At 36.3% G+C, this 16,743-nt stretch carries 15 protein-coding genes; all 15 read right to left on the reverse strand.

Translation table 11 applies throughout. The annotated features are described in order from the left end of the window. Positions 1–332: 332 nt before the first annotated feature. Positions 333–887: an outer spore coat protein CotE gene (cotE, locus tag J2Z23_RS02470; protein ID WP_057989262.1), complete on the reverse strand. Its 555-nt coding sequence runs from the start codon at positions 885–887 to the stop codon at positions 333–335. Between the two features lie 630 nt (positions 888–1,517). Next, positions 1,518–1,943: a YlbF/YmcA family competence regulator gene (locus J2Z23_RS02475; RefSeq protein ID WP_057989264.1), complete on the reverse strand. Its 426-nt coding sequence runs from the start codon at positions 1,941–1,943 to the stop codon at positions 1,518–1,520. A 1-nt stretch (position 1,944) separates the two neighbouring features. Beyond that, complete coding sequence (gene miaB / locus J2Z23_RS02480; protein WP_057989266.1) at positions 1,945–3,480, reverse strand: tRNA (N6-isopentenyl adenosine(37)-C2)-methylthiotransferase MiaB; 1,536 nt, start codon at positions 3,478–3,480, stop codon at positions 1,945–1,947. 716 nt (positions 3,481–4,196) lie between these two features. After that, the gene (gene spoVS, locus J2Z23_RS02485) at positions 4,197–4,457 is read right to left on the reverse strand and encodes a stage V sporulation protein SpoVS (protein WP_018705045.1); all 261 of its coding nucleotides are present in this window, start codon (positions 4,455–4,457) and stop codon (positions 4,197–4,199) included. 261 nt (positions 4,458–4,718) lie between these two features. Then, on the reverse strand, positions 4,719–5,519 hold the full coding sequence (locus tag J2Z23_RS02490; RefSeq protein WP_209973149.1) for a TIGR00282 family metallophosphoesterase: 801 nt from the start codon (positions 5,517–5,519) through the stop codon (positions 4,719–4,721). A 98-nt stretch (positions 5,520–5,617) separates the two neighbouring features. Beyond that, positions 5,618–7,180, reverse strand: coding sequence for a ribonuclease Y (rny, locus tag J2Z23_RS02495; RefSeq protein WP_057989270.1), 1,563 nt, complete (start codon positions 7,178–7,180; stop codon positions 5,618–5,620). Between the two features lie 233 nt (positions 7,181–7,413). Next, positions 7,414–8,466: a recombinase RecA gene (gene recA, locus J2Z23_RS02500; RefSeq protein ID WP_209973151.1), complete on the reverse strand. Its 1,053-nt coding sequence runs from the start codon at positions 8,464–8,466 to the stop codon at positions 7,414–7,416. 441 nt (positions 8,467–8,907) lie between these two features. Then, the gene (locus J2Z23_RS02505; protein WP_057989273.1) at positions 8,908–10,158 is read right to left on the reverse strand and encodes a competence/damage-inducible protein A; all 1,251 of its coding nucleotides are present in this window, start codon (positions 10,156–10,158) and stop codon (positions 8,908–8,910) included. Between the two features lie 30 nt (positions 10,159–10,188). Next, positions 10,189–10,767, reverse strand: a complete 579-nt coding sequence (gene pgsA / locus J2Z23_RS02510; RefSeq protein WP_209973153.1) for a CDP-diacylglycerol--glycerol-3-phosphate 3-phosphatidyltransferase — start codon at positions 10,765–10,767, stop codon at positions 10,189–10,191. Positions 10,768–10,841: 74 nt separating this feature from the next. After that, positions 10,842–11,747 carry a helix-turn-helix domain-containing protein gene (locus J2Z23_RS02515; RefSeq protein WP_128738513.1) on the reverse strand — a complete coding sequence of 302 codons (906 nt, stop codon included), beginning with the start codon at positions 11,745–11,747 and terminating at the stop codon, positions 10,842–10,844. 12 nt (positions 11,748–11,759) lie between these two features. Continuing rightward, positions 11,760–12,548 (reverse strand): DUF3388 domain-containing protein, encoded by a 789-nt coding sequence (locus J2Z23_RS02520; RefSeq protein WP_057989280.1) that lies wholly within the window; start codon positions 12,546–12,548, stop codon positions 11,760–11,762. Between the two features lie 184 nt (positions 12,549–12,732). After that, positions 12,733–12,990, reverse strand: coding sequence for a DUF3243 domain-containing protein (locus J2Z23_RS02525; RefSeq protein WP_057989282.1), 258 nt, complete (start codon positions 12,988–12,990; stop codon positions 12,733–12,735). A 72-nt stretch (positions 12,991–13,062) separates the two neighbouring features. Then, on the reverse strand, positions 13,063–13,785 hold the full coding sequence (ymfI, locus tag J2Z23_RS02530; protein WP_209973155.1) for an elongation factor P 5-aminopentanone reductase: 723 nt from the start codon (positions 13,783–13,785) through the stop codon (positions 13,063–13,065). Between the two features lie 89 nt (positions 13,786–13,874). Then, on the reverse strand, positions 13,875–15,164 hold the full coding sequence (yfmH, locus tag J2Z23_RS02535) for an EF-P 5-aminopentanol modification-associated protein YfmH (RefSeq protein ID WP_057989292.1): 1,290 nt from the start codon (positions 15,162–15,164) through the stop codon (positions 13,875–13,877). A 3-nt stretch (positions 15,165–15,167) separates the two neighbouring features. Then, positions 15,168–16,442, reverse strand: coding sequence for an EF-P 5-aminopentanol modification-associated protein YfmF (gene yfmF, locus J2Z23_RS02540; protein WP_064467928.1), 1,275 nt, complete (start codon positions 16,440–16,442; stop codon positions 15,168–15,170). Positions 16,443–16,743 lie beyond the last annotated feature (301 nt).

Consider the following 16,743-nt stretch of genomic DNA (forward strand, 5'->3'; position numbering starts at 1 on the left):
TTAATCAATCACTAGCGTAAATTCCCATTTCATTTTAGGCGATTTAAAAAAATAAGGATTGGCAGCGAAGAAGCGACATATCTTGTAACAGACAGAGGCCAGCATTCAAGCAGCAAGTCCACTCCTAAGAATTGAAAATCATTATTCTTGCTTGCATCACGAATTTAAAGCTTTCTTTCGGCTAAAAGTACACGCTCTCGAACTTCAGACGTCTAAAGTGGACTAGTGTCGAACATATACATTCTACGACCATGTCTTTTGCTAACCTGAACCCGCAATTTCATCATATAAACTTATCTTGAAACAAAAGAAAACCGGGAACACCTTCCCGGTTAATCTTTTTCCTCGTCAGCGGTAAGAAATTCCGTGTTAATGTCTTCAAGTTCACTATCAGATAATTCTTCATGTAAATCATAATCATCATCATCTGAGCATTTATCATAGTGAACTTCAACACAAACCTTTGTTTCACCAATGACATCAACTTGAAATTCTCTTTCGGTTGTCACAAGAATTTTATTCCCTTTTTTAGAAATAACGGCTTCTACGCAATTAGGCTGTTGTAAAACATTGGCTAAAACTTGTCGGTCATCCATGCAATCAGGATCTTTGTAGTGAAGCTTGAGTATATCTCTGTAATCTACCCTTTCAGTTGCAACAGATGTTTTCGTGTTATCGTGATGGGAATACCAAACATTCATATCAAAAGAGCCGCTTACCTCGACTTCTTTCTTGCCGACTTTCCGCGCTTCATATTTATGATTGATAATCCAACAGCCTAAAATGCTCGAAGGATGATGCGGTGGGCTAATTGTATAATTGGCTTTCGTAAATTTACGCCCTTTCGCAACGACTGCTTTAGTTATAATTTCTCTATATTCTGCCATTCGAGCGAACCTCCTCATTCATTTTCCCTTCATCCTATGCATTTACCTAGATGATTGTGCTCATTTCCTAAAAAACCAAAACTTCTTTTGCGCCTATGATAGTGTATGATGGAAATGGAAAATGTTGAGGAAAGTGCGGAGACAACTTTAAACTTTTTTGGATAGTCGGAAATAGTACGGAATGAAATAGAGCTTTTAATTAACACAAATGGAATATGCTCCCTCGCGGCCAGTGAGCATGACCTGCACTGCAGAGGGAACATCAAGGTAGTGTCGACAGGCCCCAGGGCGTGACTGTCACGTAACGACCCCTCGTAAATCCTATTTGCTAAGTCAGCTTATCCCTCCTTAAATTTCTACACGATAATCCGAATCCCCCTTTTTCTGAAAAAGTGCCATGCAAAAAAGCATTCCTATATGAAGTACATTAGAAATGCTTTTAGTGCTTAATTAGATAGAAAGTCTTTATTTATATTTATATTCTATATCATAATTGTTAGCGTTGAAATACTTAGAATATGCGACTTCCAGCATTGGAAAGCCAAGCCATTTACGAGGACAGCGTTTTTAGCCACTCCCCCTTATTATTCAAGTTTATTCGTCGCTAAACAGTGACTAGCGCTTTTGCTATTAACAGCTAGATGGGCTGTTTTTAATTTTAGATCCTGTCTCGCCTGTCAGTAAATCGCCACCAGTTGAAAGTAATATCTCATCTGTTACTTTATTAGAAATTGCAGAGGAAACCATTTGTAGCAAATCATTAACATCTACTTGAGATTGTTTAAATTCTTGCACAATAGGTATTTCATCTAATTCTGCTTCTAATTTTTCCAGTTTTTCCTCTACCAAATGGAGCGCTCTTTCTTTCCCATAATGTTGGAAATTAACAGCTTGTTTCTGTAGACTCTTAATACTAGCGATCATTTCGCGGATCTTTTGATTTTCATTTATTTGTGCTTCCGCTCGCTTAAAAAAATCAACCTCTTCAGTGTTTGCAATCATTGTTGCTAATTCATGTGCCCGAACTAATATATCGTCTTTCGTGTATTTTTCCATATTAAATCACCTCAACCGATTCCTTTACATCAATCATTTCTCCATTTAGTGTCCATGTCTTAGCATCAGTAATTTTAACTTGAACAAGATTTCCAATTGCCGATTTCGGACCTTTAAAATTCACTAATTTGTTTTTCCGTGTATAACCAGATAGAATCTCAGGGTTGTTCTTGCTTTCCCCTTCAACTAACACTTCTACGATTTGCCCTTTATGAGCTTCCATTGCTTTTCTTGAATAATCATTCACTAAAGCATTTAATCGTTGTAGTCGCTCTTTCTTCACTTCCATCGAAACATTGTCTTTCATCTTCGCCGCTGGAGTACCTTCTCTAGCTGAATAGATGAAAGTATAAGCTGTCTCGAATCCAACTTCACGGTAAAGGGACATTGTTTCTTCAAATTGCTCATCCGTTTCATTCGGGAACCCTACAATGATATCGGTAGAAAGTGAAACATCCGGTATTGCTTGCTTAATCTTCCTAACAAGTTCTAAATAATGCTCCCTTGTATATTTACGACCCATAATTTTTAACATGGCACTAGATCCTGATTGTACAGGTAGATGAATATGTTCAACCAGGTTTCCTTTATTAGCCAGTACTTCAATTAAATGATCATCAAAATCACGCGGATGACTTGTCGTAAAGCGAACACGTGGAATATCTACTTTTCTTAGATCATCCATTAAATCACCAAAGCGATAATCGATGTCTTCAAAGTCTTTTCCATAAGCATTTACGTTTTGACCGAGTAAAGTAATTTCCTTATAACCATGTGCAGCTAGTTGGCGTACTTCTTGTATAATATCTTCTGGTCTTCTACTTCTTTCTTTTCCTCTTGTATAAGGAACAATACAATAGGTACAGAACTTGTCACAGCCATACATAATATTTACCCAAGCTTTTATATTGCCTGTTCTAACTTTAGGGAGATTTTCAATAACATCCCCTTCTTTAGACCAAACCTCAACAACCATTTCCTTAGACATATAAGCTTCATTTAAAATTTCAGGAAGGCGATGAATATTATGAGTTCCAAAAATCATGTCAACAAAAGGATGCTTTTGCAATATTCGATTGACAACAGACTCTTGTTGCGCCATACATCCACATACACCCAATAGAAGATCCGGTTTTTCCATTTTTAAATGTTTTAAATGCCCTAATTCACCAAATACCTTATTTTCTGCATTTTCCCTAATAGCACAAGTATTCATTAAAACAACGTCAGCATCTTCCACTGTTTCAGTAGGTTGATAACCGAGATTCATAAAGATCCCAGCCATCACTTCTGTATCATGTTCATTCATTTGACAACCGTATGTCCGGATATAGAATTTACGACCATTTCCCATTCCTTTAAAACGTTCATCTATGTCAAAATCATCATGATATTTAATTTCCTCTCTTCCTCTTCTACGAGCATCCTTTAGAGATGGAGGCATATAGACCGTTTGAAAATATTTGCTATAATCTTTTTCTTTATTTTTTTCTGGACTCTGAACTTGTTGACTTTCTAAACGTTGTTTCTCGTTCATGAAAATCCCCTTTCTAACTTTATCCTTCAATCATTTTTAATAAAAGAAGCGCTCAAGAACATAAAAAGCTCTATATCTTGTACAGCGTCATTCCTGATGCCTAGGTTGCGCGTCATACTAGCCAAATTAGACTTTCCTTGTTTAAAAAGAAGTGGTCTAAAATTTTACATTCATTCTACTAGTATATAGGCTTTTATTTTTGAATACAACATTAGCCTATTCCAAATTTTTTAAGAGAGTAAGAAATTGACTTTAAAGAGATAACCTTTGCTATCTCTTTAAAGTCAGGTGCTCCTCTTCCATTGCTTGTGATGATTTTCCACATTCAGCTTCCTTCCATTATACCTGCATTTCGCACAAATTTTCGAACACATTGCTCACTAATCCTCTAGCTCAATCATTTCAACCATTATGTTGGTTAATTTTAATGTAATATCTCTAACTATGGACTAAAATTATTACTTACTCGCTTTAGTGGTATTATATTTTCCGATGAATAAAACGATTCCGAGGTTTGCTTGGTGAAGAAGCAACATGTTTATTTGTTATTTAAGAGTTAGAGCATTCAAATAAATGCTTTGCCAACTAACCAATGCATGTTTTTAATGAGGCTTTTTCATTAACAAGCTGTAACATGTTGCTGAGCAGTGAAAAAATGAAAAAGATCCGTAAGCTAGCGCAAACGAATCTTTTGATCTGCAAATAATGAATATGGATTATCTCGGTTCTACTATTAACTTAATAGCTGTTCTTTCTTCCCCATCAATCAAGATATCCGTAAATGCAGGTATACAGATTAAATCAACACCTCCCGGGGCGACAAAACCTCTTGCAATTGCAACTGCCTTCACTGCCTGATTTAGTGCCCCGGCTCCAATCGCTTGGATTTCCGCGCCTCCCCTTTCCCTGAGAACGCCTGCTAGCGCACCCGCCACGGAATTAGGATTGGATTTAGCTGAAACTTTTAATATTTCCATTTCTTGTTCCTCCTTGTCATTTCCCCATACAATTGTACAAATCACAATCGCAGTAACCCTTTCCACTGTTACTATATTCAGGAAAATTATGAACTATTCCAGATTGTCCAAAAGAGAGAACAAGAGAATTCAAACGTCAATTAAAAATGAAACAATGTCGCTAACTATTTCGGTAATCTCTATTTAAATTCTCCATTTTAAAGGATAAGATTACATTCTTATATTATCCATGACGCTAAGCTAAAAACATTTTGATAAATACTATTCATCTAAAAACGGATGATCATCATTAATAAGGATCGGGCGGATTTTTTTAGCTGTTCCAGTTTTGGGATCTGCACTGACTAAACAAGCACTAAGCTGTGCTCGACCACTCTTAGGTACCTCAAATCTCACTGGTAAGGCCGTGCGAAACTTTTGGATAACTGCACCTTTCTCCATTCCGAGGATTTCATCATATGGCCCCGTCATTCCTACATCTGTTAAATATGCTGTTCCATTAGGCAAAATCCGGTGATCTGCGGTTTGCACATGTGTGTGTGTACCAATTACAGCTGTTGCTTTCCCGTCAAGGAACCAACCCATCGCTTGTTTTTCACTAGTTGTTTCAGCATGGAAATCAACAAAGATAATATTCGTGCGTTTTTTAGCGAGATTAATTAATTCTTGGGCCTTGTTAAATGGACAATCAAGTGCAGTCATAAATGTTCTCCCCTGCAGATTGATGATGGCTACTTCAATTGAATTAATTTTAACAAAGGTAAGTCCTTTTCCAGGTGTGCCTTCAGGATAGTTTGCTGGTCTAACCAAATATTTAGCCTCATCAATAAATTCAAATATATCCTTATTATCCCAAGCATGGTTCCCTAAAGTTACTGCATTCGCTCCAGCTTCAAGAAACTGTTTATATATTTGCTCTGTGATTCCCCTACCTCCTGCAGCATTTTCGCCATTAATAATGGTGACATGTGGCCGATATTTTCTTTTTAATTTTGATAAATATTCTTGCACCATCGCTCTTCCAGGTGATCCAACAACGTCACCAATAAATAAAATTTCCATGCAAAATCCCTTTCTTTTGAACATGCATTACATGCTACAGTTTATTTCATTATAAAGCATACACACAAAAAAGCGGAGTGATCACACCCCGCTTTGTATTATTTCGCATACTCGACTGCTCGTGTTTCTCTAATAACAGTTACTTTAATATGCCCCGGATAATCGAGATCATGCTCTATTCTCTTCCGGATATCACGTGCTAGTTTATGTGCCTCTAGATCATTGATTTGTTCAGGTTTTACGATAATCCGAACTTCTCTTCCTGCTTGTATAGCATATGACTTTTCAACACCATCATAAGACTCAGAAATTTCTTCTAGTTTTTCCAAACGGCGAATATAATTTTCGAGAGTCTCACTTCTAGCACCAGGTCTTGCAGCTGATAACGCATCTGCGGCTGCAACTAATACAGCAATAGTCGATGTTGGTTCAGTATCCCCATGATGGGATGCAATACTATTGATCACAACTGGATGTTCTTTATATTTTGTAGCTAATTCAACACCAATTTCTACGTGGCTACCTTCTACCTCGTGGTCAATTGCTTTACCGATGTCATGCAATAAACCTGCACGACGAGCAAGTGTTACATCCTCGCCTAACTCTGCCGCAAGTAGCCCCGATAGAAAAGCAACTTCGATTGAGTGTTTAAGAACATTTTGTCCATAACTTGTACGATACTTCAATCGGCCAAGTATTTTAATTAGATCAGGATGTAATCCATGGACACTGACCTCAAATGTTGTCTGTTCACCAATTTCACGAATATGCTCGTCTACCTCTCGTCTAGCCTTATCCACCATTTCTTCAATGCGAGCAGGGTGAATTCTTCCATCTTGGACAAGCTTTTCAAGTGCTATTCTCGCAGTTTCGCGCCTAATTGGATCAAAACCTGATAAAATTACAGCCTCAGGTGTATCATCAATAATTAAATCAATGCCGGTCAATGTTTCAAGAGTCCTGATATTTCGGCCTTCTCTACCAATAATTCGTCCTTTCATTTCATCGTTTGGTAGATTTACAACGGAAACAGTTGTTTCGGCCACATGTTCAGCTGAACAACGTTGAATAGCAAGAGAAAGAATATTTTTTGCCTTCTTATCAGCTTCTTCTTTAGCTTGCATTTCGCTTTCCTTGATCATAACAGCAGTCTCATGAGCCAATTCTCTTTCTACATCTGACAGAATAATTGTTTTAGCTTCCTCACGAGTTAATCCGGAAATTCGTTCTATCTCAGCCTCTTGTTTACGGACCAATTCATCCACTTTGCTTTCCATCTCTTCAATATGTTGTTGTCTTTCATTAAGAGATTCCTCTTTCCTTTCAAGCGTATTTTCGCGCTTATCAAGAGTTTCGTCTTTTCGGTCGAGGTTCTCCTCCTTTTGCAATAATCGATTTTCTTGTTTTTGCAATTCGGTTCTTCTATCTCGAAGTTCAAGTTCCGTTTCAGTACGAAGACGGTGATTTTCATCTTTCGCTTCTAACAAGGCTTCCTTTTTTAATGCTTCTGCATCTCGCTTAGCATCTACTAAAATCTGCTCAGCAGAACTTTTAGCACCTGTTATTTTAGCCTCTGTAATCAATTTAAAAATGAAATAGCCAACAACTAAACCGACGATAAGGGCAAGCAAAATGGAGATGATGATAATGGGTGTTTCCATATTTTCACCTCCCCTTGCTATGAAATTACAATAATTTTTTTCATGTCGGCTGGTACATTGCTACATAGGTTTCAATATACTGAGCCAAGCTCAAATTCATGCATGCGAAAAAAATGTAAAATATACATGTTAATTTTATAGTTGTGACGTTTTAATGTCAAGTGAAGTTCGCTCCTATAATAGAAGAAAAACAAAGTCACTTGTCAAATGGACTTTGTTTTTTCAATTTAAACTTATTCATCTAAAAGGCTGAACTCATTTTGTTCTTCTTCTTCTACTTCTGGAGAAATTGTTTTTTCCTCATCTAATTGATAATGATCACGAATTTTATACATAATTTCAGTTCGTAATTGTGGGTTTTCTTTCAGAAATTGCTTAGCATTTTCACGCCCTTGGCCAACTCGTTCTTCATTGTATGAGTACCAAGAACCACTTTTTTGGACAATATCAAGCTCTGCCCCCATATCAACAATCTCACCCTCACGCGAAATTCCTTCTCCATACATAATATCCACTTCAGCTGTTCGGAATGGAGGGGCAACTTTGTTTTTAACTACCTTTATCTTTGTTCTATTACCAACAATTTCTTGCCCTTGCTTTAATTGTTCTGCACGACGAACTTCAAGACGAACAGAGGAGTAAAACTTGAGGGCTCTTCCCCCTGGAGTCGTTTCAGGATTTCCGAACATTACTCCTACTTTTTCACGGATTTGGTTGATAAAAATCGCAATCGTATTTGACTTGTTTATTGCACCTGATAATTTTCTAAGTGCCTGTGACATCAAACGAGCTTGTAGCCCTACATGGGCATCTCCCATTTCTCCTTCAATTTCAGCCTTTGGTACTAATGCTGCTACTGAGTCAATAACAATGATTTCAATAGCTCCACTTCTAACAAGAGCTTCCGCAATTTCTAAACCTTGTTCACCAGTGTCAGGCTGTGAAAGAAGCAATTCATCAATATTCACACCCAATTTTTCAGCATAAACTGGATCCAGAGCATGTTCAGCGTCAATAAAAGCCGCTTGTCCTCCGTTCGCTTGCACTTCAGCAATCGCATGAAGAGCAACGGTCGTTTTACCGGAACTTTCAGGACCATAGATTTCTATAACCCGCCCTCTCGGATAACCCCCGACTCCCAATGCAATATCAAGAGCAAGAGAACCACTCGATACAGTAGAAATTTTTCGGTTTGTTTGCTCTCCTAGTTTCATAACCGAACCTTTACCAAATTGTTTTTCTATTTGTTTTAATGCCAAGTCCAATGCTTTTTGGCGATCACTCATGAAATATCCTCCCTATGTTTATATTCTATTAAATTAATTTACTGTATCATTTAGAACTAACTCTAGTATAATGCTTTTTTTCCTGTTTGCCAAGTAAAAAACGAACATTTATTCGTTGTTTTTCATGAGTAATTGGAATGAAAAAGAGCATTTTTATTGAAAGAAAATCCTTTTTTTATACATTTTTCACCTTAAAAACGCCGTTTTGATAAATTTTCAAAAATAATAATCCCCACATCTGTGAATAAATTTCAATGAAGGAATATGTAAAAATAGAAAACAATCAAAAGCGTCAAAGCGCGCTCTTGATTGTTTTAGAAATAGATTACTTCTTATAAGTGCAAAAATAAATTTGTTGCAAAGAAAAGCTTGGTTGAATCAGTCATCTGCAATTATCAAATAGTGTCAAAATTTACGACTTTTTCTAATCCAAAACAGACTTTAGGAAATACGGGAATTGTCCAATTCTTTTAATAGGTAATAACAGCCATATTTTACTGTTCTTTTTTGATTGCCAATTCTCGAACCAGAAAGATTTAAATGATAGGTTTTAGTCGGACGATCATCAAAAGAAATACCAATCCAGACAGTGCCTGCTGGATGTCCTTCCAGAGAATCAGGACCAGCTACTCCTGTAAAACTTATTCCTATATTGGTCCCTAAGATGGTGCGGATATTTTCCGCTAGTTCAATCGCACATTGTTCGCTTACAACACCATGTTTCTCAATCGTTTCAGCTTTTACTTGACACAACTTTATTTTTGACTGATTAGAGTAACAAACAACTCCTCCAATCAACATCGTGCTTACCCCTGTTACACCTGTCATTTCCGATTGGAACATACCGCCCGTTAAACTTTCTGCTGCAGCAATCGTTAAATCATTTTTATCCAGAATGGTAAGCAATTCTTTCATTATTGTCGTCTGGTCATATCCATAAAAGAATTCTCCCACCCGGTCATTAATCTTTCTTTCCATTTGATCGATCATTTGAATCGCCTTTTCCTCTGATCGATCACGAGCAGTTATTCTAATTGTTACCTCATTATCACCTGCAAGTGGAGCAATAGTTGGATTTGTTTGTGCATCAATAAGATCTTCAATTTCTGCCTCCAACTGAGATTCGCCAATCCCAAAATAACGCAATACCCTGGATTCAATTCTTTCCCGTGATTCTAGTTGATCTAAAATAGCGGATGCACCATATTTTCGAAGCATTGGCTGCATTTCATGTGGTGGTCCAGGTAACAACATATAAAATTGATTATCCTTTTTTACGAACATGCCTGGAGCCATTCCGTGTTCATTTGGAAGGACTGATGCATCCTCTAAAACAAGAGCTTGTTTCTTATTATTCTCTGACATCTTTCTTCCTGTTTTTTTGAAGTAGGAAACGATATTCTCCATAGCAATAGCGTCTTCCACAAGTTGCTTTCCGGTATGGGCCGCGATGACTTCTTTCGTTAAATCATCTTTGGTCGGTCCTAATCCTCCCGTAAAGATAATAAGGTCTGCTCTCTCTTCAGCAATAGAAATCGCTTTTTCTAATCTTTTCGGATTATCGCCAACAACTGTATGATAGTAAACATGAACCCCTAATTCGGCTAGTTCACGCGATATAAACTGTGCATTCGAATTCACTATTTGTCCCAGCAAAAGTTCTGTACCTACCGCAATAATTTCAGCATTCATCCCAACAAAATCCTTCCCGCATTATATTCATCATTTTGAATTTAAAAGTGCTTTTCTATTTTTATGGAAATATTCATAGCCAGACCATATTGTAAAAAACATCGCAATCCATAAAGCAATTAGAGCGAAGGGAATACCTATTGCTTCAAAAAAGATATTATTAAGAAGTAAGGCAGAGATAGCAATGATTTGGGTCCATGTTTTTATTTTCCCCAACATATTAGCTGCGACTACCTCACCAGAGCCCGCTAACACAAGCCGTAATCCAGTCACAGCAAATTCGCGACTAATAATGATAATCACGATCCACGAGGGAGCCAACTGCATTTCAACCAAAACAATAAGCGCCGCAGAAACAAGTAGTTTATCGGCAAGCGGATCTAAAAACTTACCTAGAGTTGTAACCAATTCGTATTTTCGTGCAAAATAACCATCCACCCAATCTGTCACTGCAGCAATAATAAAAATTAATGCACCAATAAGATGGGAGAGTTCAATCTCTGTCCCTGGAAGTTGTATAATGCCCCATCGAAAGGGTACAAGCATAAAGATTAAAAAAACTGGAATAAGTAATATTCTAGATACAGTAATTTTATTCGGTAAATTCATGAAAAAATTTCCTCCCAATCAAAAGCTTAATTCTAAGCTTAGTAAAAATAACCGCCGACAAGCGGCGGAAAAAGTTATTGTTGCTTATTAAATTTAATAATGATATTTTGTACAGTTGCTTCACTTTCAAATTCTAGTTTCTCATCATTTACATAAATTTCCGTATCCATCGCTCTTCCCGTCCGAATATACGCCTCTATGTCTTCAGAGAAATCATAAGTTTCACTTTCCCCGTTAGCAATTTTCTTGGACGCATATTGTTTATCGCTGTTATTTGTCACTTCAATCCATGCTTCACCAGAATCTGTCGCTTTCACGGTCACTTCATACTGACTCATGTCTGAAACCTCATAAGTTGTTGTATTTCCAGCAACATTTTCCACCGTGATTGTTTGTGCGTCCTGTTCTTTGTCCTCTTCTGATTGATCATCATCTTTTTTTTCTTGATCCGTTGAATCTGTCTGACCCTCGTTACCCTTGTCATCAGCACTTGAATCAGTTGATGGGACATCATCTGATTCTGAGATATCAATGGATGTATTTGGTTCATCATTTACCGCGTCTTTATCATTTGAAATAAGAAAATTGGTGACCAAATACCAGACTAAAACGATAATAGCTATAAAGAAGATGGCCATTAGAATTTTCGGAAAAAACTCAATAAGTTTCGAACCTTTTCGTGAAACAGAATTTCGTGACTGTACACGCGTTAATTGTTCTGGCAAATCATCTTCATAAGCTATCGGAATCTCATTTTTATATTCTTCAAACAAAACTTCAGGCTCAAGATCAACAGCCTCAGCGTATTGCTTAATAAATGCTCGAGTATAGAATTTTCCGGGCATTACTTCAAAATTTCCCTCTTCAATCGCAGACAGATACCGCTTCTGTATTCGTGTAATAGCTTGAAGTTCGTCCAATGTTAGACTTTTTTCCTCTCTCGCCATTCGCAGTCTGCTACCTAAATCTGACAATTCCAACACCTGCCTATCCTAAAAATCAAACCCAAAATTAGGTTCACTAAAAAGACTGTTCTGCGACATCGCCTCGTATGTAATTTTTTCCTCAGGGGTATTTCTTAGTTCGATAATGTAATCGAAATCCTCAATTGAATACTCAGAATGCTGTACAAAAATATCAGGATGCTCGATTACTTTCACTGCTGGGAGACACATAATTTCTCGGACAAGTTGCAAATGCCTTTCATCTGCCCGTTTTCTAGAAACAATCCCATCAATAATAAAGATATTATTAGCATCGTACTCGTCCTTGATTAATTCTTTACGTATTGTCTGTTTTAACAAAGTTGAGGAAACAAACAGCCATTTTTTATTCGCACAAACGCTCGCAGCAACAACCGATTCGGTTTTTCCTACGCGTGGCATCCCTCTAATCCCGATTAGTTTATGCCCCTCTTGTTTAAATAATTCAGCCATAAAGTCAACAAGCAATCCAAGTTCATCGCGCACAAATCTGAATGTCTTTTTGTCATCCATATCTCTTTGTATATAGCGACCATGTCGAACAGCTAAACGATCACGAAGCTTTGGTTCTCTCATCTTTGTCAGTTTAATTGTATCAACTGTATCTAAAATAGATTTTAATCGTTTTATTTGCACTTCATTACTTGCACGTATCAAAAGACCACGTCTTCCACTATCTACTCCATTAATACTAATAATATTAATCGATAGCATCCCTAATAAAGAAGAAATATCTCCTAAAAGACCGGGCCGATCAATTGTAATTTCATATTCAAAATACCATTCTTTCCGATCCACTACGACCCACTCCTCGGTCAAACTAAGTTTACGTAAAGATGTCTAGTATATATAATAGCGGATAATCATTTAATTTGAAAGAAAAACATATTGTGAATTGAATGAAAAAAAGACTGGTTCTTAAAAGTTTTCTTTTAAAAAGAAAAGAAATACTTTTAGAACACAGTCATCTAACCCACAAATTTTATTTGGAACTGTTGTTTTCTACTAGTTTTACCATCACACTAGCAATAGCTTCTTGTTCCTCTTTTGAAGCAACAGACCAGAGATCAGATAATACTCTTTGTTGCTCATTCTTTGGGTCTACATGTTTCGCTAAATAATCTCCGACATGATGAGCCATCTTATCGATAATTCCGTCAGACATTCCTTGTTCTTGCGCATCATCGAGCTGATCACCTAAAAAGTTTTTCCATTGATCCCAATTATTTAAAATTGACATGTCATTACCTCCTTTTATTGAGAAGCTTCGCAGTTATTATGTACAATTCAAAATCACATTATTCTCTAGTAATTATGTGTACCATCCACCATTTACTGCTAAAACCTGTCCAGTTATATAGGAGGATCTTTCAGAAAGTAAGAAAGAAACGGTGCCGGAAATATCTTTCGGTTCAGCTATATATCCTAATGGAATAGCTAATTCCATCTCTTCCAATTCTTGATTATCAAATTGTGCGATCATATTTGTTTTAACTGCTCCTGGTGCTACACAATTAATTCGCACGCTTGAACGGGCTATTTCTTTACTCAATGATTTAACGAATGCAATTTGCGCTCCTTTAACAGTCGAATACAAGACTTCACATGCTGCACCTGTTTGTCCCCATATCGAGCTAATCAGAACGATGCGAGAAGATGAACGTTGCATTAAGCGAGATAATAAAGATTGAATCAATACCATTGGACTTTTTACATGTAATTGCCACATTTTATCCATTTCTTCTTCAGTCAGGTCTGAAAACAAGCCATAAGGTGCACTGCCGGAGGAATAAACAATCGCATCAATTTGAAAAACATTTCGTGAAAGTTGATGCGCTCCCTCTTTTGTTGATAAATCGGCATAAATTGGCATACATTCAACTTCATAATGACTCAATTGGTTAATTAAATCTAATACATTTTGTTTATTCTCATTATAATGTAAATAAAGGTTCCATCCTTGGCTGGCCAGTTCTTCTGCTATAGCCGACCCAATCCCTCCACTGGCACCAGTGATTAAAGCGAATTTTTTCATTTTATCCCCTCTCGCATTTTCAAATAAAAATGCCCGGCGCAATTCAGACCGGGCAAAAACTCATTCATTTTCATAAGTCTGTCAGCAGCTTATTGTTTTGGAACAACTTGGCAAACAGTCATTCGGCTTTCATCAATCAAATCCTTTGCCGCAGCTAAAACGTCTTGAATGGTCAATTTCTCTAACACGGGCACAACATCAAATAAATTCATATCATTAAAAATAAACCTTGTAAATTGGTTCGCAATATACTCCTGGGAATTTAAAGAGCGTAGGAATCTTCCAATTCGTTTTTTCTTAGCTCTTTCTAATGTTTCTTCCGTAATATATTTACCAGTTTTTGCCTCCAATAGAATATTATTCACCTTATTCGCAAATTCTTCAGGTTTTTTTGTATTTCCTCCAATTACAGCAAAACCGTAGCTTTGTTCTTGTGAATATTCATATTGAAAGGTATCATCAATTAATTCACTTATATATAACTCTTCATATAAATCAGAACTTCTGCCAAACAATATATCCATAAAAAGTGATATGGATAATTCATTTTTTAGCATATCTGCACCTGATTGATCAGTCTTTGATCCTTTCACTCCAACAAAACATTTAGGTGTCTGTACATTCATTTCCAACACTTGCATTTTTTTGGCTACCTCAGATGGCTCACTCTCAAAAACCCGCTCAATTTCTGAGGCTGCTTGATATTGCTTCGCCGCTTGATCATCGCGAATAAATGTCATAATTTTTTCGGGATCAAGAGGTCCTGTGACAAATAACATCATATTACTTGGGTGATAAAAAGTTTCATAACATTCATAAAGTAACTCAGCTGTAATATGAGAAATTGATTCTACCGTACCAGCTATATCTATTTTCACTGGATGATTATGATACATATTTTCAATTGTTCCAAAATACGCTCTCCAGTCTGGATTATCATCATACATCATAATTTCTTGGCCAATAATCCCTTTTTCCTTTTCCACCGTTTTCTCTGTGAAATAGGGCTTTTGAACCATATCTAATAAAGTTTTTAAATTTAGTTCTACATTGTCTGTACTCGAAAATAAATAGGCTGTTCGATCAAAAGATGTAAATGCATTGGCCGAGGCTCCTTGTTTACTAAATGTTTGAAAAGTATCCCCATCTTCTTTTTCAAACATCTTATGTTCTAGAAAATGGGCGATACCATCAGGTACACGTTTAAATTCGGATTGATTTAGTGGTTTAAAATGATGGTCAATTGAACCATATTTTGTTGTAAAAGTAACATAGGTTTTATTAAAGCCAGGTTTAGGTAGTATATATACATCTAAGCCATTTTCCATCTTTTCATGGTACAATCTTTCGTTTATTTGAGTAAATTCTACTTTATTCATTTTTTACTCACCTTCCGTTCCAGCCAAAAAGTAAATAGTATCCATTTCAATCTTCTTGGCTACTTCAATAATTTCTTCTTTAGAAACAGCTTGAATCCGTTTCAGCCAATCTTCAAGGGTAATATTTTCATTTCCTACATAATTATTATAAAGCACCTCTATAAAGCCTTTAGCTGAATCAAGCGTTTCTAAAAGTTCATTTTTAATGACTGCCTTAGTTTGTTCAATTTCCTTTTCCGAAAATTCTCCTAACCTCATCATTTCCAACTGTTCCTTTATGATAGAAACTGCTTTCTCAAAATTTTGGTTTTCAATTCCTGACATGATCATTAGTAAACCTTTATGACTTTCAATTCGACTAGCGGCATAATATGCGAGACTTTCTTTTTCGCGCACATTAATAAACAGTTTCGAGTGTGCAAATCCACCAAAAATACCATTGAACATTTGTAAAGCAAAGTATTCACGATCTCCAAAAAGAATATTTGTACGACAACCTATATTTAATTTACCTTGATTTAAATCTTGATGTTCCTTTACAACTTTAGTTTCCCTAATCTCTTTAGTCGCTGGACGATTTTTTTGTTTCAAAACCCGATCGGAAAGCGACAAAACTGAGAATAAATTTTGGACTTCTGCTAAATTGATATCGCCGATAATATATAAATCAATTTGATCATCGTTAAAAGCTTGCTTATAGTATTCGTAAAGCTCTCCACCTGTAATCTTATCAATTTCATCAAGTTCTCCAGTTGGTTGAATTGCATAAGGTTCGTTCTGACACATTTCCTCCACCAACCGGACGGTCGCATAACGCATTTTATCGTCATAAAGAGAATGAATTCTTTCTTTCAAACCTCTTTTTTCTTTTTTCATTGTTTTATCATCAAATTGATCATTCGTGACATTAGGATCAAGCAACACATCAGTTAAAAATTCAACGCCCTTATGCAGAAGCGGAGTTTTATCTTGTAAATATTTTTCATTTGCTATTTCTAATGTAAAGCTTATAATATTTTCTTCGCCTTTTTTACTCGTATCTGCATAAAAAGAAGCTCCATAAAGTTCATCTAAATAAGAACGTAAAGCGCCAGTCGTAGAATATTTTTTAGTGCTACTTTGCATAACTAGTGGTAATAACGCTCTTAACGTAGCCGTTTCCTTTTGAAGGGGTGCCTTCATTTTCCAGACAATTGTATTTGTTTTATACTTCTCTGTCTTCATCATATGTAGAGTAAAACCATTCATTTTTACAATATGTTCTTTTTCAAATTCCATTGGTTAACCTCCAATAATAAATAATAAAAAAGCATCCGGAACTTTACATAATATTTTTATGTTAAATTTTAAAAGCGGAATATAATGATGCACTTTATTTTATGTTAATGAATATGAAATATGCGTTTGACAGTCCAGATTTGTCTAGTTATAAACCTTATAAAAATGGAAATGAGAAAATTATATTAGCTGAACTTAAGTAACCATCCCTGAAATTGAGCGAGTAAGGAGCACTCTTTTTAAGTTCAGGAATAATTACTTTTCACAGTCCCGCCCGATGCGGATTAGAGCAGTTATTGTC

The organism is Lederbergia galactosidilytica (assembly GCF_017873565.1).
In the GTDB taxonomy this organism is placed as follows: Bacteria; Bacillota; Bacilli; order Bacillales; family Bacillaceae_C; genus Lederbergia; species Lederbergia galactosidilytica.